Raw genomic sequence first — 21831 nt, forward strand, 5'->3', positions numbered from 1 at the left:
GCCTCCTAAATATATAATAAATTAATAAAAATTTTCTGTAAGTTTATTATATACCAGTTGTAAATAATGGTAAATTACTTACTTTACCATTCTCTAGCATGAAATTAATTCCTATATCTTGCATTATAGCCAAAGCATCTAACATCTGCTTTCCACGAATAGGTGTAAGTGAATATTCAACTTTAAGTGGATATCCTTCATAGGTTTTTTTATCAACCAGCCCAAATTCAATCAATTCTTTAAGTTGTTCAAGCAACATTTTTTGGTTGATTCCATTAATCTCTTTTTCTAGTTTTGATAGAGAAGTTGGACCTATACGTAATCTCCATAATATAATAGACTTCCATTTACCTTTTATCATATCATGTGTTAGTTCTAATGGACATGTATATTTTTCACAAAGCTTCAAGTATAGTCACCTCCAATTTATTTTGCCAAAATACGTTTTGAAGCAAGTTTATATACAAGTTCAACTTTTTTATTTGAAACATCCCATGAGTTTAATTCGTTTTTTACTAAATCTGGATGTTTTTTACTTATGTCTCTGAGAGCATTTCCAACAGATTTTCTTAAGTATTCACTGTCCTCATCTTTTAAACTAGAAAGCAATGATATAGCTACAGTGGGGTTGGTCTTAAAATAGTCTCGGATAGTCCAAACTCTAAGCCCTTCTGTTACAGCTCTCTTTATATTTGGGTTGTCAGAACTTAACCACTCTTTTATCACAGGAAGTGATTTATCATATCCAACTTCACTACAATAATAATCAAATGATTTAGCTAATATTTCTTGTACTCTCCAGTTTTCATCTTTACTCACATTGTTTTTTAAAAATAATAAGGCTTCAGAAATATGTATTGATATAAAGCCTAATATAAACACTGCTAATTCTCTTACTTGATAGTATTCTGATCTATATAAGTAAATTGATAGATAATAACACTTCTTTGAGTCATTATTTTTTACAATTTTTTTAGCAATATTTTCGATTTCTTTAAAACCATTTTCTATGGTAATAATTTTTGCAATTACTTCTTCCAAGTTTATCTCCTCCAATAAGTAGATTAGTTTAAATTTAATATATTATTTATAATAAAAAAATTTATTTAATTTATATAAAATAAAGACTTGTCGAAAAACGTTTGCAAGCCTTTAATATTAGAATAAATAAAAAACAATAAAAAATCAACCTAATTTAACATATAAATTTACTTTTATTATAAGTTTTATATTATAAAAAGTTATATTTAAAAAATTAATTGAGTTATATAAATTTAACTTAATTTGAGTATACTAATAGAATAAATTATTATATAGTAATACTTAGATGGAATGAATATTTTACCAATTCTATATGATGGTGTATAATTAGGTGATAAAGTAGCTGTAATAATGATATTTTAAGTAAATTACAATTGTGCTTATGATAACTTAAACTATTATTAGAGAATTATCATAACTTTTTTAAAGATTTATTAAGATAATTTCAATTAAATATAAAAAACATATAATAATTGATTTAACTTGAAACAATAATAAAAGAATATAAAAAACGGTGTGTGAAGATATATGAAAGGTAATATAGAAGATATACAAAGGGTAATATAATAGAAAACTAAAAAAATAATATAACAAGAAAGTAAAATAGGAGGAAAAAATGATACCAGGACTTAAAGAGAGTTTGTTAGGATTAATAAACGAAAGTGCATATAATCCTCTAAAAAAGGAAGAATTAGCAGAAATTTTTGATATACATTCATCAGAAATGCCAATGTTCTATAATTTTTTAGAAGAATTAGAGGAAGATGGATATATATGTTTTACTAAGAAAAATAAAATAGTATCATCAAATCAAATGGGATATTTTGTTGGTAAATTTACATCACATAAAAAAGGCTTTGGATTTGTAGAATCTGATGTTGAATACACACAAGATTTATTTATCTCAAGTGACAATATAAATGGAGCTATGCATAATGATAGAGTTATGGCAGAGATAGTTGTACCTGCAACTGAAGAAAAAAGAGCAGAAGGAAGAATCGTAAAAATTATAAAGAGAGAAATAACTAAAATAGTAGGTACTTTTCAATCAAGTAAAACTTTTGGATTTGTAACACCAGACAATAAGAAATTTACTAAGGATGTATATATACCTAAAAGATATTTTAGTGGTGCAGTAGATAATGATAAGGTAGTTTGTGAAATTACAGTATGGCCACAAGAAGATAGAAAACCAGAAGGAAAGATTATAGAAATACTGGGTCAAAAAGGTGAAAGAGGAGTAGAAATAGACTCTATAATAAGAGAACATGGTCTTCCAGAAGAATTTCCTAAAAAGGTATTGCAAGAAGCAGAAGCTGTTGCTGTTGAAATTCCAGAAGAAGAGGTAAAAAGAAGAAGAGATTTAAGAGATTTAAATATATTTACTATAGATGGAGATGACGCAAAAGATTTAGATGATGCTATATCAATAGAGGTATTATCTAATGGAAACTTTAAATTAGGGGTTCATATAGCTGATGTTACACATTATGTAAGAGAAAAAAATAAATTAGATAAAGAAGCTTTAAAAAGGGCTACATCTGTATATTTAGTAGATAAAGTAATTCCAATGTTGCCAAAGACTCTTTCTAATGGAGTATGTAGTTTAAATCCATTTGAAGACAAATTAACTCTTTCTATATTTATGGAAATAGACCATAAGGGAAATGTAGTTAAGCATGAAATATGTGAATCTATAATAAATTCAAAGGCTAGAATGACTTATACAGAAGTATCCGATATATTAGAAAAAGATGATGAAAAGCTTAAAAAGACTTTTGAACATGTTGTAGATGATTTTAAAAATTCTGAAATTTTGGCTAGAATTCTTATGTCAAGAAGAGAAAAAAGAGGGGCTATAGACTTTAACTTCCCAGAAGCAAAGATAATTCTAAATGGAAATGGAGAAGTTGCAGATATAAAACCATATGAAAGAAGAATTTCTAATAAAATAATAGAAGAGTTTATGCTTATAAGTAATGAAACAATTGCTGAACATTTTTATTGGATGGGTATACCATTTGTGTATAGAATACATGAAACACCATCTTTAGAAAAAATGGAAGAATTGAGTAAATTTATATCTACATTTGGATATACAATAAAAGGTGATAAAGAAGAGGTACATCCAAAGGCATTACAAGGAATAATAGAGAAGATAAAAGGCAAAACAGAAGAGGGAGCAATCAGTACCATAATGCTTCGTTCTTTAAAACAGGCTAAGTATTCACCAGAATGTAGTGGACACTTTGGGTTAGCTGCTAAATTCTATTGTCACTTTACTTCACCAATAAGAAGATATCCTGACCTTCAAATTCATAGAATAATAAAAGAGTCTTTAAATAATAAGATAAATGGAAAGAGACAAGAGCAACTTACTACTATAGTAGATTATGCATCTGTTCAATCATCTGAAAAAGAGAGAAAAGCAGAATTGGCTGAAAGAGATGTACATGACTTCTATAAGGCTCTTTATATGAAGGATAAAGTTGGTCAAGAGTTTGAAGGTGTTGTATCTAGTGTAACTTCATTTGGAATATTTGTTGAGCTAGATAATACTATAGAAGGATTGATAAGACTTGCAAATATGAATGATGACTATTATATCTATGATGAAAGTTCTTATAGTGTGTTAGGTGAGAGAACCAAGAAGTCATATAAAATAGGTGACCTTGTTAAGATAAAAGTTGAAGGTGTAAATGTAGACTTTAAAGAAATTGACTTTGAGATAGTTGAAAAGATTGAAGAATAAACAAAATATAAAGAATAAGGTTTAATATTTGAAAATAAGAGTAAACAGGAAAAAATTAATATCTTAAAATAAGAGTAAACAGGAAAAAATTAATATCTTAAAATAAGAAAATACAGAAATATTTAAAAGTAGACATGAAAATTTGTAGTGTTTATGGTATGACTAAATGTAGAATATTTGATAAAAAGGAGATGTTTAGACCATATTTAGCATTTAGCAAAAAATATATATTAAAAAATAGATTTTTATAGGAAATAAGTGTATCATTTAGAACTTGAGATACACTTATTTTTTATTTTATATAATTTTGACACGACAACACATGTATTTTCCTAAAAAGATAGAACTAATTTATGCAATATTAGTGTATGTGTGTGCGTAATAAAATTCTTTGGTTCCACATCAGAAATATTACCTCATGTATACTTTGATTTTTAAGATGTAATGACATTTTTTTTAGTGAATTTTCTTGTCAATACCTTTTCTTAGGAGTTAAAATTATAAAAATACTACTTAGGAGGGAAGTAATTATGGGCATGATAGGAAGTTACTTTAGAATAAGTGAAGAAAATATTTTGAAATTACAACAATCAACAGATAACTTAGAGGATTTTATGTTTGAAGATGTACAGGAAGATAGCAGTATTAATATTGATAAAGCATGGCATGCAATTCAGTTTACTCTAACTGGTTGTCCTTTTGGTGGAGATAATGCTAATATTTTTAGTAAATTAGTGTTGAGTGGAAACACATTTATGGAAATTGAAGGAGAATTTTATCCTATGTTAATTACAGCTAATGATGTAAAAAAACTATCAGAGGCAATGAACAATTTGGAAGAAGAAGAATTTAGAAAAAAATTTAGTGTCAGTGAAATGCTAGAAAATGAAATTTATCCTGTTATGGATGATGAAGATGAGGATGAATTTTTTGAATATGTATGGGCTAATTTAATTGAACTTAAAAAATTTATGCAAGTAGCTTCTAATGAGGGACAAGCTGTAATATTTTGTATAATTTAATGATTATTATAAAGCTATTTATCATAAGATTGTAAGTTTTATAAAGTTGTTTACTATAAAGTTGTAAATTTTAATAAAGTTAGATATGAGTAAATGATGCCTTTATAAACGTACATATTGAAACAGCAGTAGAATGTAATCCAATTATAGTAATTTTAAAAGAACTTTTTAAATAGTAATATTATCTTTAGACACTTCAATTATTTTTAAATCACTATAGTACAGAAGTCATTAGTATATAAGCGTATTTATTTTATTTATTAAGAGAAATTAGAATCTTTAGAAAAAATTTAGAAATTTCTAAATAATATCTTAAGTTTTAGAATTTATTATGGAAATATAATAAAAAATTAATAAAAATAAAATACTATAAAATGATTTATGGGGGTGTACTTATATATGGAAATGAAAATATCAGTGTCTAATCTCAGTAAGAGGTTTGGTTCAAAATTGGCTCTTGAAAATGTAAACATTGAAATTGATAGTGGAATGTTTGGACTTTTGGGAAGAAATGGAGCAGGAAAAACAACATTTATGCGAATTCTAGCTACTTTATTGTCAAAAACTGATGGCTCAATAGATATGTGTGGAATTCCTATAGAAAAAACGAAAGAAATTAGAGATATGGTTGGTTACCTTCCTCAAGATTTTTCAATGTATCCAAATATGACAGTGTATGAAGCAATGGATTATCTAGCTGTTTTATCAAATATACCATCAGGAAAAAGAAGAAAAATTATCAATAAGTTATTAAGTAAAGTAAATTTAACTAATCATCAAAGAGTAAAAGTAAAATCTTTGTCTGGAGGTATGAATAGAAGACTTGGAATTGCCCAAGCGCTGATTCACAATCCTAAAGTTTTAATCGTAGATGAACCAACGGCAGGACTTGACCCAGAAGAGCGTATACGATTTAGAAATTTATTATGTGAGATTGCCAATGATAGAATAGTTATATTATCAACACATATTGTAGGAGACATAGAAGCAACATGTGAAAATATAGCTATATTAGATAATGGAAAAGTTATATATAATGGAACAACTGAGGCATTAACAAAACTTGCTTATGGAAAAGTATATAGTGTTGAAGTAGATAAAAAGGACATAGAAAATATAAAAAATAGATTTGTAGTTATAGGTATGTTGACTCAAGGTGGAAAAGCTACACTTAGAATCATATCAGAAGAAAAACCTTTTGAAACAGCAGTAGAATGTAATCCAACTATCGAAGATGGCTATATGCTTATGATGGGAGGAAATAAGATATGAATCTATTTATAAAAGAGTGTAAAAACATATTAAAAAGCACAGTCTATTATGTTTTTATTGTAGTATTAGTAGTTTTCTATATTTCACAACTTGGAAGCTCAGTTTCAGAAGATGTAAGCAAAAATATTCCTAATGAAGGGAATCCATTAGTTGCTCCTCAAAGAGTAGAAAACATTGATGAATACTACTTAAAACACAATCAATATCCATATGGTCAAAAAGAATCTTTGAAGTCTGATAAAGTAATTCCAAGTGCAACTATAAGTTTAATTAGAGAATATCAAGAAAATTCATATACAACATATCCAATGGGAATTATTAAGCATATAAAATTAAATGAAAGTAAGACCCAAACTATAGAGAAGTATATTGAGGAGATAACTGGTAACAGTATTGACAAAGTAAACTCAATTTGGGAAAGTGGAGAAAATATAGAAATAAATTCTTCTAAATTATCATTTGAAAGATTTGAAGAAATAATGCAAAGCATAGATGAAATTTTAGGTGGTGGGTCTGCGTATGCCATTGATAAATTACAAAGATTTGGTATAGTTCCAATTACTTATGAAGAAGCTATGCAAAATTATAACTATACAATTCAAAAAGATAAAGTAACTAATGGTTATGCAAGAATTTTTTGTGACTATATTGGTATAATTTTAAGTATATTTCCAGTATTTGTAGCAGTTTTTATGTCAATGAAAGATAGACATTCAAGAATGAGCGAAATTGTCTATTCAAAACAAGCATCAACATCTAAAATAATTTTATCAAGATATTTTGCTCTTGTATTTATGATGATGTTGCCAGTTTTAATTTTAGGTATAAAAGAATTACTTCCTTTAATTTCATTTGCTAAAGATGAAGGAATTTCTGTTGATAATTTAGCATTTATAAAATATACACTGTGGTGGTTATTGCCAACTCTTATGATAGTTACAGCTGTAGGAGTGAGTCTGACTGTTTTAACAGACACACCAGTAGCAATTATTGTTCAATTAATTTGGTGGTTTTACAGTATAAACTCTATAGGTCTTGAAGGAGATTATCCATCAATGGGACTAATGATAAGACATAATAATGTACTAAATGGAACTGTTATAGCAGAAAACTTTAATACTATTATGAGTAATAGACTTTTAATAGGATTGGGAGCATTAATAATTGTCTTGATAACTACATTTTTATATGAACAAAAAAGAAGGGGGAATCTTAATGTTGGTTCAAAGTTTTCAAAATTATTTAGTTTTAATAAAAGAAAACTTCAAATTAAGCACTCTAATTAATCTAATATGTTCAATTGGTATGTTATGTTTGATTCCATTTATACAAGGGGTAGCAAATTTAGATAGTGTTTCAGCAGCTATATGTCTTGAAAACTATGTTGTAATAGTAGGAATAATAATGATAGTTCCTATATTTTACTTAGAACAATCAAAGGAAATTGATGAGATAGTATCATCAAAATCAGTATCTCAAGTAGTTATACAATTAATAAGAATAATAATGTCAATTATAAGTATGCTTGTGTTAATTGCTGGATTTGTACTGATGTTAAAACATCTTGGAGGCAATTTTCCTATATTTAAATATATTGTGGGGAGTTTTGTATCAGCTATGTTTATAGGAAGTTTAGGTATGTTATTTTCTAATTTATTTAACAATACTATTATAGGATATATGGTATCTATAGGATATTTAATTTTAAATATGATGACTAAAGATAAGTATGTTGGAAATTTCTTTATAATGTCTATGAGTCGAGGTAGCTTTGATGAAAAGTATTGGTTGATATGTGGAAGTATTGTGCTTATAGTTGTATCTCTTTTGATAAAGCCAATAAAGAGAAAGATTGGTTAGTTAGATTAAAATTGTTTATTGTAGGTAAATTAAATAGATTAATAATAGGCATTTTTAGGTTAATAATCAGAACTATAATAAAAGTTATTAGATTTATAATATATGCTATCAATAATTTTATTTAATTGGATTTATTGATAATTGAATGATTTAACGCAGATAAGATTTGAATTAGAGCATTAGGTAAAACGAATATATCTTTAAATATGAATTTATATTTATAAAAGAGGCTATTAGTAGATTTGAGGCTGTAAGTAGATTTGTGTGTAGAAACAAATTTACCTACAGCTTTTTTATATTTACACTGATGTCTTTATATTATAAAATATATCTATTTACTAAATTTTATCTAAAGATGTCAAAAGTATATTTTATATTAACTTTACATGAATGGTTTTATAAAATTTTCATAAAATTTCTATTTTTGCTTAGAAACCTTATTATTCATATTATCATTAGTAGGCATGGCTCCAAAGCTTAGTTTTTCGTACATTACTTGAGTAGGAGCTAACCAAACTGTACCATTTCCAGTAAATGTATTTAAGAAACCTTCACCATTTAAAGCAGAACCAATTAAAGATTTATCTGACTTTGTAACAGAAAAATTAACTCCAGATGTTCTGGCTATTGCAAAGTTACCATCTACTTTTAATTCTTCTCCATTGCTCAATTCATATTCTACAATTTCACTTTGAGGCACAACACATTCTAGAACAACTACACCAGTACCACTTAACTCTATTTGGAAGAAACCTTCACCACCAAGTAAAGCAGAAGAGAAGTTCTTTTGCGTAAATGCCTTTACTTCTATAGTGTCAGAGCAACAATAGAATAGACCTTTATCGACGATTATAGAATCATTATCAAGGCTCATAAATAAATAATGTCTAAAAGAAGGCTCTAAGTAAACTTCGCCAGTACCCTTATATGTAGGTTTCATCATTGACTCATTAGTAAGTGCTCCTGATATTCCTTTTTTGAAAAGACCTCCAACACCACCAATTTTAGTTTCAGAAGATATCTTTCCTTTATAATAGTACAGTGCACCAGCTTCTGTTTTTATTGATGAATTATTTAATTTTATCTTAATTTGTCTAGCCTTCAAGCCAGCTTCTCTAGCAAAATATAGTCCCATTGCCATCATTGGGCTAGAAGCACCTTCAAGTTTTTCAAATTCTAATATTTCAAATTCACTTCTACCATCTGATGTATTTTCTAAAATTTTTACTTTTTTGCTTAAATCCATACAAATTTCTCCCTACTATATTAAAATTTATCTCTAAAATATTATAAGATATAACTATATATTACATTTTTTTTGAAAAATTAGCTACTTTATCATCAAAATTTTACATAGATATTAAGAAATTTTAAGAATATTTATAATTGAAGTATATTGTTTGAGTATGTATTTTGAGTAGTATTTATAATTTGTGGGTATTATATTTTATGGGAGTGTTAAAATTATTTAAAAGTGAAAAGTGAAAAGTGAAAAGTGAAAAGTGAAAAGTGAAAAGTGAAAAGTGAAAAGTGAAAAGTGAAAAGTGAAAAGTGAAAAGTGAAAAGTGAAAAGTAGGTATTAGAGTATTAAAATTTTTGTTTTGAGTTTGATAGATTATTTTTAGTAATTGATTTTGGTTTTGCATTAAATATAGTCGATGAAATTTCCTACAATATGTTGTTATATTATTTAATATATATTGCTTAATTAGTTTAATGTATGAGTTGTCATATTGACTAAAGTACTTGAATATGTTATCATACAGGGTAGTCAAAAGATTTATAGATATAAAATAATTAGTAAATTTTTAGTATATATTAAAGAAATTTCTAGCAAAGAAGGTGAGATTTATATGGCTGGTAAAAAAATATTAGCAACAAACAAAAGAGCAAGACATGAATATTTTATAGAGGAAACCTATGAGTGTGGAATTGAATTAAAAGGAACAGAAGTAAAATCAATAAGACAAGGTAAAGTCAACCTAAGTGATGGATTTGCATCTGTAGATAACAGTGAAGTATTTTTAAAACAAGTTCATATAAGTCCATATGAGCAAGGAAATATATTTAATGTTGACCCTCTAAGAGTGAGAAAGTTATTGCTTCACAAGCATGAGATAAGAAAACTTATTGGAGCAACTACTATAAAGGGGTATTCACTTATACCACTTAGTTTATATTTAAAAAATGGTAAAGTTAAAGTAGAGATTGCTTTAGCAAAAGGTAAGAAGTTATATGACAAGCGTCAAGATATGGCTAAGAAAGATGCCCAAAGACGTATAGAAAGAGAAATGACAGGGAAATATTAAACTAGTTAAAATTGTATTTTTTAGAATAAAATTCTTTATTATCTAGAACATAACATTGATTTTTATTCTTAAAAGTATTATATTATATATACATTAAAAATTTAATAAGAATGGTGATAAAGTTTGCGAAGAGTCTAATGGACTATAAACTACTCAAGGGGGCGTAAAGGTTTCGACGTGGGTTTGGAACTTGAGGCTGCGTGTCGTGTTACTCTGGGTCACGTAAAAACTGGGGAACTTTAAAATAAACGCAGACGATAATTTCGCGATAGCAGCCTAGTTGCTGCTCGTCCCTCTTAGCCCTCCTGCCGGCTAAGACTGGACGTCATTATGCAGGGAACTACTTTGAGGGTGTCTCGACTTAGGGTAGATTAATTGGGACTGGCTAAGCATAGAGCCTGCCACTTGGCGTTATGTAAGGTGAGATATTAGTAAAGTTGGCTACACATGTAGATGCAGCGAGGAAAAGATTTGCGGACAGGGGTTCGACTCCCCTCGTCTCCACCATTAAAATCCACGAAAAGGACATTGATAATTTTATCAATGTCCTTTTTATTGTATAGCTTTAAGAAATTTATAGATAATTATATAATTAAGGAAAAATATGTTAAAATAAAGTAAACATAGAAATTATAAGGGGTTGAAACTATGAAGCTTAAAGATGAACTTAAGACACTTAAAGTATTTACTGATCCAATAAGCGATAATCTAATAAAAAATAGGGTTTATGATACACTTGTATGGAATATAAAGAAAGCTACATATTATAAACGGTTTTTTTATTCTTTTAGTATCATATTACTTATTTTAAATGCTACTATACCTATAATCAATCAATTGAATAATTATAGTATATGGGTAACTATCATATCTAGTATAGGATTTGTAATAACTAGTATATTAACATTAATTAATTTTAAGGATGTATGGTATAGGTATAGAGTAACATCAGAAATAATAAAATCAGAATGTATGAAATTAAACTGTAAAATAGGTGAATATGAAAATGATGATAGAGAAAAGATGTTTTTAAATAAATTTGAGCACATATTATCTGATGAAAGAAATCTATGGATAAATAGTAGATTTAATAATCAAGATAAAGAAAATCTAGAAGAGGTAAGAGATGGTGAGTAATGAATATGATAAAATCAAAACTGCAATAAGTAATATTAAAATTGATGAATACTTTATCAAAGATGTAATATTCTTATTATCAAATTATATAACAAAAAGTAATGATAATTATTTATATAATAGTACATATTTAACAAGTTATACAGATGAGTTTATACAATTCTTAAATATGTTCTTAAAAAAACAACAAATAGTAGAGAACATTAAATCATACATGAATAAAGAAGTTAAGCATAATGATTTACATGTGAAAATTGATTTAACTTGGGAGATTATTAACCGTGAAACTATCATTACTAATATAAGTAGTAATAGGATTGTGGATGATAGATTATATGTAGAAATAATTAGAAAAGATGTAAGTGTGATAGGATTTTACTATATCAAAGATACAATAGAAGGTGAACTTAAGTGTAGTATAGAAGATTTTATTAAAAATTATTGTTTAGAAGGGGACAGTTATGAAACAGAGTGTGCTTTATCGCAGGTTGATTAGTGATGAAAATATATATAGAGCTATATACTCTTTAGAATCATATATATTTGAAAAAAACCTTTTATCAAAAGAAGATTTAAAACGCTTTTATAGGCTGAAAGATAAATTTAATATAAGTGAAATAGAAATAGTGATAAATGAAGTAAGAGATGTTATAAGTAAAATTATATTAGGTGATGATCTATTTAATATAGAAGTATATCTAAGATTTAAGTCAAAGAGTGAAAATTATGATATAAACTTTAGGCCAATACACACAAGTACATTAATTAATCAAATAGCAATGGTGTCGATGCTTAATTTAATTGTGTATGACTATATTACTGAGGATGGCACAAAATTATCTAACATATCAAGGTTAATACCTAATAATTTTTATGGAAATATACCATCTTCTAATCCAGAATATTTATTTTGTAAATGGCAAGACATGTTTAAAAAATACTCATCAGATATAAATGAAACATATTCGGAATATTATAATAATCAAAAATATAAATATGAAGTATCTTTAGACCTGCAAAATTTTTTTCCATCTATTAATCCACTGATAATATATAAATATATAATTTCTAAGCTTCCAATATATATATATGCAAAAGACCTAGAGTTAATTAAAGTATTAATTTTTAAGTTATTATATTTTAATGTAAGCAATTTGAATGGAATAAGACAGTATTACTATAACAATGTAGAATGTAATGATAATTATTCTGTAGGATTGCCACAAGGATTACCTCATTCATATTTTTTTGGGAATATATGTATGATAAATATATCTAATATATTTAATGAAGAGTTTGAGGGTAAATCGTATTATTATGTTGATGATTCTGTTATATTTACTAATGATTTAGATAAATGTGATTTAGATAATAATTTTATGAAAAAATTAAAAATAATTAATAAAAATATAGAAGATATAACACTTATAGAATCAAATGAATTAGATAGCTTAGTATTTATTAGTGAAAAATTAGTTAAAGAGATAAAAGAGTTTCAAAAAAAATGTAATTATAGTATTAAGATACATACTGAAAAAAAGAGTCAATATACTGAAATAAAAAAAGAAAATAACGGAGAAAGATACCTTAACATATTAAATAGAGAGGCATCAATGGGATCTATTCATATTAAATCTATTCTAGATGATAAAGACCAAAATATATTGATTAGTAGATTAACTGCATTTAATGAAATTATTGAAAATGAATTAAATATAATTAGTAATGATTCAAATAAAGAAAGTTATAAGAAAAAACTAGTTAGATTCAGAAAATATTTCAAATTTAGATTACAATTATTGGATTTTAAAAGCAAAAACAATCAAGACGAATTAGTTCAAATGTTAATTAGTGAATTAGATTTTAGTAAAGAAGAACTTATTAGTGGTAATAAAGATTTTAAGGAATTTATAAAATACTATGAGGAAGATATATTTATATCTAGTTTTAGTTTTATTATTGATAATATAAGAGATAAATCTAAATTAGAACAATTATGCAAGTATATAAAAGAGTTTGAGTCTTATTTGTTAAATTATGATAATAATATTCAACTATATTTCTATAAAAATATAAGTACTATTATAGAATTTAATGAAGATAATTATGATAAATATGTAGAAAATAAATATGCTAGCCTTAAATATTACTCATATAAAAATCTACCTAGTTTTAAAAATACTTCAGAAATTGAAAAAAATAAATGGATAAATAAAGAAATATTAAAACTAGAATATAATGTAGAGAATGAGTTAAAAGAATTATGTGAGTTAATATTTAAAAGGGAGAAAATTTATAAATATTTTGAATTAGTAGATAAGATGAGCCAGAGCATTAAAAGAATGTTACTAAATTGTATATTTTCAAACTTATTTAGTGTTGAAATAAGTGATAGAAAAATTATTCAAAAACTAAATAATAAAATTATAAATGTAATTGAATTTAGAATATTAATGATTTTAAGAAATAAAAATTTTAACAAAAATAAATTTAATTTATTACTTAAAAATAATGATTTAGACGAAATTAGAAAGTTAGATTTTTCAATATATGAAGTAATAGATTACTTTTTTAAATATATAAAAGACCCAACATTAATAGATAAACTAATTATAATGCATCAATTTACATCTGACTATTGGAAAAATGGATCAAAATATTTATATTTTTATACTCAACATAACCAAGAGCACTCAACTAATTTGATTAGTAATTGTATCAGAATTATTAACTCAATAGGATATTTTCAAATCTCTGCAAAGGACTACTTTTTGATATTTTGTAGTTGTTATTTACATGATATATCTATGGTATTATATCCAGATAAAAACAAAATATTATATGAAGAAGATATAGAATCTAATGTAATTATGAGTTCATTAAGAGAAGATATAATAAATTGTGATAATATATTAGATATAAAGAATTTAAAATCTATGTTATTAAATGTAAATGAAAATTTAGAAAGTTTTTATGAGGCAAAGATAAGATTTAATCATGGAAAAATAAGTTCAGCGTTTATAAGAAATAATGAAGAATTAAAATTTCTAGAATCTAGTGATAGAGAGGTTATAGCAGAAATATCAGAGTCCCATACATACGATGCCAAAGATGTTTATAAGATAAAATCTAATGCTAAAAATTCTTTGATTAGTAAGAAGTTTGATAAAATTATACTTAGACTTTCAGATATACTTGATATTGGAGAAGAAAGAGTATCCAATATATTTTTTAGAAATAATTTAAAAAATATGAGTAAGGAATCTAGATTTCAATGGCTATCACATTATTTGATATCAGGATATTTTATAAATACTGAATACAAGATAGAAAAAGATAAATCTCAAAATAAAAACCTTGATTCTTATTTAAAAAATAGAAGCATTTCTGAAACCATAATAATAAATATTAATGTTAACTATAACCAACTTACTAAAGTCGAAAATCCATGTGAGTGTAAAAAATCAAGAATAGGTAATGTTAGTAAAGATTATATAGAAATTAAAATTGGAAATGAAGTCTGTGCAAAAAAGGAAGAATGTAATTTCATGTGTAAGTGGATGCATGTTAAAAATGGATATATGTTTGAGGAGCTTTATGCATTGCAAGAATATTTGTTTAATAATACAGATAATTACTTTAAAAGTAATATAGTAGTTAGAGTACACATGAAAAATAATATTATAGAGAGCGAACATATAGATATAATAAATGAACATATATGTAAGTAATGCTTGCCTTATATAAATTGATAGAAACAAGTACTTTGTCCTTGTATGACCACTGGAGGAAATTGTGTAGAATTATGTGAAATTAAATCGTGGGTATTATTCCTGTGGATCGTCTCCACTAATTTTGAAAAAAAAATGATGAAATACTTGGAAATGCTAGTCTTTGTTGACTAGCATTTTTTATTTTGGTGATGAAATCCACCAACTATACCCCAACCACAGAAAAAGAAGTTTATTTGAGGGTATATTGGGGTGCATTTAGTGTATATAAAAAGCCTTTATTTATTATGATATTAGGTAACATAGAATTTTAATATCTACTTTATGATATAATATTTTTATAAATGTAAGACAGTTTAAGTTGTTGATTAATAAAAATATATATTATATAAGCTTGATAGGAGTTGAGGTTTGTAATGGATGAAAGGAAACTAGAATTTTCTATTTTTTGTATTGAAGCTTTAGCAGAAAAATTGAATGTAGATTCAGAAGTGGTTTATAAACTTCTTAAACATGATACTGATATTTTAGATAATTATATAATATCTTGCTATGAAGCACTACATTCTCAAAGTAAAAGTTACATAGTGGAAGATTTAATGCAAGTCCTTAAATAAAAGGGTGTGATATAATGATTGTATATCATAGTTCATATTGTATGGTAAAAATGCCTAATATTGACTTTTCAAGAGATTCTTTAGATTTTGGAAAAGTATTCTATGTAACCAGTATAAAAGCACAGGCAATTAACTGGACAGAGCGTTTTAAAAAAAGAGGTAAAAAAGCATATTTAAATAGTTATTCTCTAGATATTGATAAATTAAAAGAAAACTGCAAGGTAAAAATCTTCAATAGTTATAATTTAGAATAGCTTGACTTTATATTAGAATGTAGAAATATGAGTGATATATATATGAAATATGATGTTATAATAGGTGGTATTGCTGATGATAAGATTTACAATACAATAGAGCTGTATCAAAATAATCTTATTGAAAAAGATGAAGCTTTAAAAAGATTAAAATACTATAAACCAAATGAACAAATATGTATAACCAATCAAAATGTAATAGATAAAGATTTAAAGTTTAGATGTGAAGAGGAGGTATAGTTCTTATGGAAGAAAATAAAACATTATTACAAATACTATATAAAAAAATCATATTAGAATTTTCTAAACAGACGGGTAAAAGCTTGGAAGAAAGTATGGATTATTTATATACTTCTGGAACATATAAACTTATAAGTGAGGGTGTATCAGATATGCACTGTAAGGGTCATATATACTTGGCTCAAGAATTAATGTTAGAAAATGGGGATTAATGTATCACAAAGGCTATCCAAGATAAATAGTTAAAAACTAGATATGAATTAAGGATACAAGATAATATGAAATTAATTTGTATCCTTATTTTGATTTTATAATTAACTATATGGAATCACAGTATTTTTATGCGTTTGATTTTACAATGAAAATATTTTATCCAACTTTTGTACAGCTTCAACTTTCTTATCTTCCATAACTTGAGTATATATATTTAAAGTTATTGATATATCATAATGACCCATTAAAACTTGTACAGTTTTAGGAGGGACATCATTCTCAAAAAGTCTAGTTGAATAAGTTTTTCTAAGACCATGAAACTTTATAGGCTCTATATCTAAACTGTTTAATATAGACTTTAAATTCCTTAAAGGTTTTTTATCATCTATAGGGACACCTAATTCATTGCAAAATACATAATTATAATTTCTATATAATTTTCCATCCTTTAATATATCTGTATTTTGATTTACTTTATGTTCTTTAAATTTATTTAAGACATACTTTGGAATAGGCACAGTTCTGTAAGAATTTGATGTCTTTGGTTCTTATTCTAATACTTTAAGCTCTCTATTTTCATTTTTATCTATAAAATATGTTCTTTGAAGAGTTCTTTTAACTGTTAAATTAGAATTCTTAAAATCAATATCAAACCATTTAAGTCCTAGTAATTCTCCTAATCTAAGTCCAGTACCAAGAGCAAGTAAAAATAATACCTCTAATTTATGACCATCTATAGCTTTTATAAAACTCTTTTGTTGTTAAAGAGTCAATATTTCAAGCTTATTTTCCTTTTTCTCAACTGGTATATCTACTATAGTACAAATAGTTACGTTGTAATTGCAGAGTATTGTTAGACGTTTAGTATAATATAAATTTTTACAAATATAGCTGAATTTTAATCATAGGTATTATTCTTGTGAATCATTTCCAACATTGAAATACACGAAAAATATTAGCAATTTGCTAATATTTTTTTATGAAAATTAATCTAATAACCTATATAATTAATTTATAAAACATACATGAAGAGGTAAAACTATATGGCTAAAATTGATAATATGATGTCTATACTATGGATGTTAAACTCAGAGAAAAAAGTTACTGCAAAACAAATATCTGAAAAATTAGAAATAAATATAAGAACTGTATACAGATACATTGATGCATTATCTGCTAGTGGAGTACCTATAATTTCAGATACAGGTCATAATGGTGGATATACACTTTTGAATAATTTCATTAAAGCACCTCTTTTTTTCGATACAGAAGAGCAAACTGCTCTACTTCATGCAGCTATATTTGCTAAAGAAGAGGGATGTTTTTTAGATGATACATTAGATAAAGCAACATCAAAGTTAAAAATGTATTCAAATCAAAAACAAGAAGAAATTTTAACAAAACATTTAATAGGTTTTGAAGTAATAAAACCAACTGGAAAAATATCCATAGAATCTGTACTTAAAAAGTTGAAAAATAGTATAGTAAATGAATTATCTGTAGAAATTAACTATCGTACGGCTTGTGAAGAAAAATCAAAATGTAGGATTATAAATCCATATGGAATTGTTCGTTGGAATAATAATTGGTATATAGTAGCATTTTGCCAAATGAGAAATGAGATTCGTAGTTTTAGGGTGGATAGAATTGGTAGTGTCATAGAAACATCAAATACTTTTAGTAGACCAAAGGAGTTTTCTGCAAGTGAATTTTTTATAAAAGGGATTATGGATGAAACAAAAGATGAAGATAATCTTATAACATTAGTTATAGAAGGAAGGATAAATGCATTGGACAACTTATGTCAGCATTGGCTTCTAGGATATTATTTGAAAGAAAGGACTCCAAATAAAGTAATATTTAAACTTCAAGAAGATATAATATTTACCTATATACCAAATATACTTATACCTTATAGAAAATCGATACAAATAATCGAACCATTAAGTTTTAGAGATAAAATGGTTGAAAATTTACTCGAATTAATTAGTCATTATCAAATTTAATAACTTGACTGACAGAGTATGTCAGTTAAGTTATTTTACAATTAGGTATATTAATTAATCATATAAGGAGAAAAAAATGAAAAATAGAAAAGTATATATGTATGTATTTGATACTATGTCAGATTGGGAAGTTGGATATTTAACTGCTGAATTAAATACAGGAAGATATTTTAAAAAAGGATTAAAACCATTAAAAGTACTTACAGTAGGAGTTAATAAAAATCCTATTATAACAATGGGTGGATTAAAAGTTTTACCTGAGCTTACAATTGATGAGTTTAATATGAAAAGTAATGATTTATTAATTTTGCCAGGGGGAAATACTTGGACATCTATAGGTCATGAGAAAATATTAGAAAAATCTAAAGAAGCTTTTGAACAAGGGTCTATAGTTGCAGCTATTTGTGGTGCTACTTTAGGGCTAGCTAAAAAGGGTTTACTAGATTTTAGAAATCATACAAGTAATGATTTAGAATTTCTAAAAATGGTGATACCAAGTTATTCTGGAGAAAAATATTATAAAATGGAATCTGTAGTTAATGATGAAAATTTAGTTACTGCTTCAGGAATTGCACCCTTAGAATTTACGATACAAGTTTTAAAAGTTTTAGATGTTTTTAAAGAAGAAGCATTAAGTTCATGGTTAAACCTTTATAAAACTCATGACTCTAAATATTTTTTCAAACTAATGAATTGTAATAAAGAAATTTAAGGTTTAATTTAGTATAATGTAGTTTTAGATAAAATAAAAAGAAACTATAACCTAGTGGGTAGAGTAGTGGTTTCTAGTATAGATGAACTGGGCTCTTTATATCGGATAGTTAAAAAACCACTGAGTGATTATGAAACCATAAGATGATTCTTGTATTGTGCAGGAGTCGTCTTTTTTAATCCTCACTGTTTTCTTTTATTATTATAATATTCTATGTAATTTGAGAGTCTGGAAATATTTATGTGTATTCTTTAAATAAAAATTTATTTTTTAAGTGATAATTAGGTATTTATTGATAAGGCTATGGCTGTAAAAATCATAGCCTCATTTTCATATTTTTTCCAGTTATGAAAAAATTATTACTCCTTTAAGAAAATTTCTTGAATTTTTTGAAATATTTTTTTATTAACTTAGAGTTAAATTTTTTTCTTTAAAATAAATACTTAAATGGGCTAAAATTTGAGTCCAATTTCTAATTTTCTGAGTCCATTTTTCAGAAATATCCATAATTGCTAAGTATAATGATTTGTGCAAAGAATCATCTGAAGGAAAAATAGAGTTTGATTTAGTAACCTTTCTTAATAATCTATTATAACTTTCCATTGAATTTGTAGTATATATCAATGTTCTTATCTCTAGAGGATATTTAAAATATGTTGCTAGTTCATTCCAATTGCTTCGCGACTTCTTAATGCTATCGCATATTGATTTCCTCATTTTTTCTCTAAGAGCGATAGCTCGCTTAACGCTACTTCTTCTGTAATTGCAGCATATACTTTCTTTAAATCTTTTGCAAATTCTTTTCTATTTTTGTATGATACATAATTTAAAGTGTTTCTAATTTGATGCACAACACATCTTTGTATTTCAGTATCGGGAAATACTGCCTTAATTACATAAGAAAATCCAACTAGTCAATCTACAGAAGCTATTAATATATCTTTAACCCCTCTGTTTCTAACATCTGTAAGTACTTTTAGCCAATACTTTGAACTTTCATTTTCTCCAATCCATATTCCTAAAACCTACTTTATACCTTCTAAGTTAATACCTATAGCTATATATGCTGCTTTGTTTATTATTATACCTTCACTTCTAACTTTATAATGTATAGCATCCATAAGTACAATTGGATAAATCAATCAAGTGGCCTATTTTGCCATTCAGGAGCTAAAGGTATGACTCTATCAGTAATTTTAGCTATTAGTGAATGATATATCAATTTCGTAAATACTTTTAAGATGACTTGATATATATCGAGTAGACATGTCTTTTGAGTACATTCCAATCACTTGGTTCTCTATTCTCGATATATCATTTTCATAGTTTCTAATTATCTTTGGTTCAAAATCTCCATTTCGGTCCCTTGAAATATTTAAAGTTATTTCTCCAAAATTTGATTTAACATTTTTATTTCTATATCCATTTTTAGTATTTTTATTCTTATTATCATATCTATCATAATCTAAATGCTCATCAAGTTCTGCTTCTAACATTTGATGAATTGTACTTGAAAATAATCCTTTAACATGTCTTGAATGTCTGTAGTTGCTTTAACATCATATTCTTCAATAAGTTTTTTTCTATTTCGTTTTTGTTAAACCTAAAAAGTGTGTACCTTCCTTTATATAGTGATATTTAATATTTTAATTATCAACATTTTTTAGAAGAATACACACTTTATTTTAAAGACCCATAGGAGAGCAGAAAAAGCATTTTTATATTATCTGATGATTCAAAGTATGATGAGAAAAATTCATTTTTATTATCGTAGTAAGATGCACTATTTTCTAATGTATTTCAAAGTGATATAAATTATGATATCCATTTTCTAATAGTAATAGCTGTTCTTTTTCTAAGATTAAATACATATAATCATTACCTAATATTGATATATAGTTAGATTATATGTATCAATAAATAAATTATGTCTTAAAATTAAAATATACATAGAACCGTGAATATAGGTGTGAAAGTTATGTTTAAAGATAACAATAAATTTCTTTCAATAGGGATTAAATGCAATGAAAAATACTTTAAAAATATAGTTAATCAAAAAATATATGATGATAGTATGTATAAACCCACTAAACTGATACAAGGTGGATTTTGGAGATCTACCTTTAAAGATTGATTAGAAAATAAATTATATTGAGAAGAATATATTTATACAAAATTAAACAAAAATTTATTTATTAATGGACTAGAAAATAAATCTACCATATTTACGTCAAAGAAAGATTTGAGAGTACTATATTTAGATGCACTTGATGATATATGCATCAGTATAAACAATAGTCAACTTTTTTCCAATATTGATCTAAGAAATATAGAAATGTACCTAAAGACTTATTAAAATAACTATATTCTGATTTTAAAGAATTATATAAACATTGTGATCCACTATATTTAAGTGAGCAATTTATTAAAAGTGTTAACTTTATACTAAATGAATATAATTCTAAAGTAGTAAATAATATATACACATAGAGCTATGCTGTGATTCCAGAGAGTTAATATAATTTAGACACTATCGTGGGTATTATTCCTGCGATTCGTTTCACCAATAATTTTTGGAAATTAGGAATTTAAACACTAATAAGCTTTAAATTCCTTTTTTATTTGTTTAAATATCAAAGTTGTGTAACAATAAAATATATTAGCT

The 21831-nt window shown here is 25.8% G+C and carries 16 protein-coding genes, 1 other RNA gene and 4 pseudogenes; 16 read left to right on the forward strand and 5 right to left on the reverse strand.

Going from position 1 to position 21831, the window contains the following annotated elements:
• Positions 1-46: 46 nt before the first annotated feature.
• Both JJC01_03740 and JJC01_03745 read right to left on the reverse strand, forming a co-directional pair.
• Positions 47-409 (reverse strand): helix-turn-helix transcriptional regulator, encoded by a 363-nt coding sequence (locus JJC01_03740; protein ID UDN58990.1) that lies wholly within the window; start codon positions 407-409, stop codon positions 47-49.
• A gap of 17 nt (positions 410-426) precedes the next feature.
• Entirely contained in the window at positions 427-1041 is a 615-nt protein-coding gene (locus JJC01_03745) for a DNA alkylation repair protein (GenBank protein ID UDN58991.1), read from the reverse strand.
• Between the two features lie 616 nt (positions 1042-1657).
• Here JJC01_03745 and rnr point away from each other — a divergent pair.
• The 5 genes from rnr (at position 1658) to JJC01_03770 (ending at position 7947) form a co-directional block, all read left to right on the forward strand.
• Positions 1658-3793: a ribonuclease R gene (rnr, locus tag JJC01_03750; GenBank protein ID UDN58992.1), complete on the forward strand. Its 2136-nt coding sequence runs from the start codon at positions 1658-1660 to the stop codon at positions 3791-3793.
• Between the two features lie 530 nt (positions 3794-4323).
• The gene (locus JJC01_03755) at positions 4324-4815 is read left to right on the forward strand and encodes a YfbM family protein (protein ID UDN58993.1); all 492 of its coding nucleotides are present in this window, start codon (positions 4324-4326) and stop codon (positions 4813-4815) included.
• A 399-nt stretch (positions 4816-5214) separates the two neighbouring features.
• Positions 5215-6087: an ABC transporter ATP-binding protein gene (locus JJC01_03760; GenBank protein UDN58994.1), complete on the forward strand. Its 873-nt coding sequence runs from the start codon at positions 5215-5217 to the stop codon at positions 6085-6087.
• Positions 6084-7373, forward strand: a complete 1290-nt coding sequence (locus JJC01_03765) for an ABC transporter permease (GenBank protein ID UDN58995.1) — start codon at positions 6084-6086, stop codon at positions 7371-7373. The genes JJC01_03760 and JJC01_03765 overlap by 4 nt, the downstream gene beginning before the upstream one ends.
• Positions 7303-7947, forward strand: coding sequence for an ABC transporter permease (locus JJC01_03770; protein ID UDN58996.1), 645 nt, complete (start codon positions 7303-7305; stop codon positions 7945-7947). Before JJC01_03765 ends, JJC01_03770 begins: the two co-directional genes overlap by 71 nt.
• Positions 7948-8365: 418 nt before the next feature.
• Here the strand turns inward: JJC01_03770 and JJC01_03775 are convergent, their stop codons facing one another.
• The gene (locus tag JJC01_03775) at positions 8366-9193 is read right to left on the reverse strand and encodes an AIM24 family protein (GenBank protein UDN58997.1); all 828 of its coding nucleotides are present in this window, start codon (positions 9191-9193) and stop codon (positions 8366-8368) included.
• A 607-nt stretch (positions 9194-9800) separates the two neighbouring features.
• On the opposite strand from JJC01_03775, the gene smpB reads away from it, so the two are divergent.
• The 8 genes and pseudogenes from smpB to JJC01_03815 all read left to right on the forward strand — a co-directional run bounded on the left by smpB (position 9801) and on the right by JJC01_03815 (position 16473).
• Positions 9801-10256, forward strand: coding sequence for an SsrA-binding protein SmpB (smpB, locus tag JJC01_03780; GenBank protein UDN60117.1), 456 nt, complete (start codon positions 9801-9803; stop codon positions 10254-10256).
• 157 nt (positions 10257-10413) lie between these two features.
• Positions 10414-10763, forward strand: a transfer-messenger RNA (tmRNA) gene (gene ssrA, locus JJC01_03785).
• 141 nt (positions 10764-10904) lie between these two features.
• Positions 10905-11393, forward strand: coding sequence for a DUF4231 domain-containing protein (locus JJC01_03790; GenBank protein ID UDN58998.1), 489 nt, complete (start codon positions 10905-10907; stop codon positions 11391-11393).
• Positions 11383-11889: a hypothetical protein gene (locus JJC01_03795; GenBank protein UDN58999.1), complete on the forward strand. Its 507-nt coding sequence runs from the start codon at positions 11383-11385 to the stop codon at positions 11887-11889. Before JJC01_03790 ends, JJC01_03795 begins: the two co-directional genes overlap by 11 nt.
• A complete protein-coding gene (locus tag JJC01_03800; GenBank protein UDN59000.1) occupies positions 11855-15124 on the forward strand; it encodes a hypothetical protein in 3270 nt (1089 codons plus the stop codon). The genes JJC01_03795 and JJC01_03800 overlap by 35 nt, the downstream gene beginning before the upstream one ends.
• Before the next feature lie 416 nt (positions 15125-15540).
• Complete coding sequence (locus JJC01_03805; protein ID UDN59001.1) at positions 15541-15741, forward strand: DUF3791 domain-containing protein; 201 nt, start codon at positions 15541-15543, stop codon at positions 15739-15741.
• 14 nt (positions 15742-15755) lie between these two features.
• Positions 15756-16235, forward strand: a pseudogene (locus JJC01_03810) (DUF3990 domain-containing protein).
• Positions 16236-16240: 5 nt separating this feature from the next.
• Positions 16241-16473, forward strand: a pseudogene (locus tag JJC01_03815) (hypothetical protein).
• A 115-nt stretch (positions 16474-16588) separates the two neighbouring features.
• Here the strand turns inward: JJC01_03815 and JJC01_03820 are convergent.
• Positions 16589-17288 (reverse strand): annotated as a pseudogene (locus JJC01_03820) (site-specific integrase).
• A 203-nt stretch (positions 17289-17491) separates the two neighbouring features.
• On the opposite strand from JJC01_03820, the gene JJC01_03825 reads away from it, so the two are divergent.
• Both JJC01_03825 and JJC01_03830 read left to right on the forward strand, forming a co-directional pair.
• Positions 17492-18454, forward strand: a complete 963-nt coding sequence (locus JJC01_03825) for a YafY family transcriptional regulator (GenBank protein ID UDN59002.1) — start codon at positions 17492-17494, stop codon at positions 18452-18454.
• A gap of 76 nt (positions 18455-18530) precedes the next feature.
• Entirely contained in the window at positions 18531-19166 is a 636-nt protein-coding gene (locus JJC01_03830) for a glutamine amidotransferase (protein ID UDN59003.1), read from the forward strand.
• 405 nt (positions 19167-19571) lie between these two features.
• Here JJC01_03830 and JJC01_03835 read toward each other — a convergent pair.
• Positions 19572-20739 (reverse strand): annotated as a pseudogene (locus tag JJC01_03835) (IS256 family transposase).
• A 405-nt stretch (positions 20740-21144) separates the two neighbouring features.
• Here JJC01_03835 and JJC01_03840 point away from each other — a divergent pair.
• The gene (locus tag JJC01_03840; protein UDN59004.1) at positions 21145-21300 is read left to right on the forward strand and encodes a hypothetical protein; all 156 of its coding nucleotides are present in this window, start codon (positions 21145-21147) and stop codon (positions 21298-21300) included.
• Positions 21301-21831 lie beyond the last annotated feature (531 nt).

It is taken from the genome of Clostridioides sp. ES-S-0010-02 (genome assembly GCA_020641055.1).
Classification (GTDB): domain Bacteria; phylum Bacillota; class Clostridia; order Peptostreptococcales; family Peptostreptococcaceae; genus Clostridioides.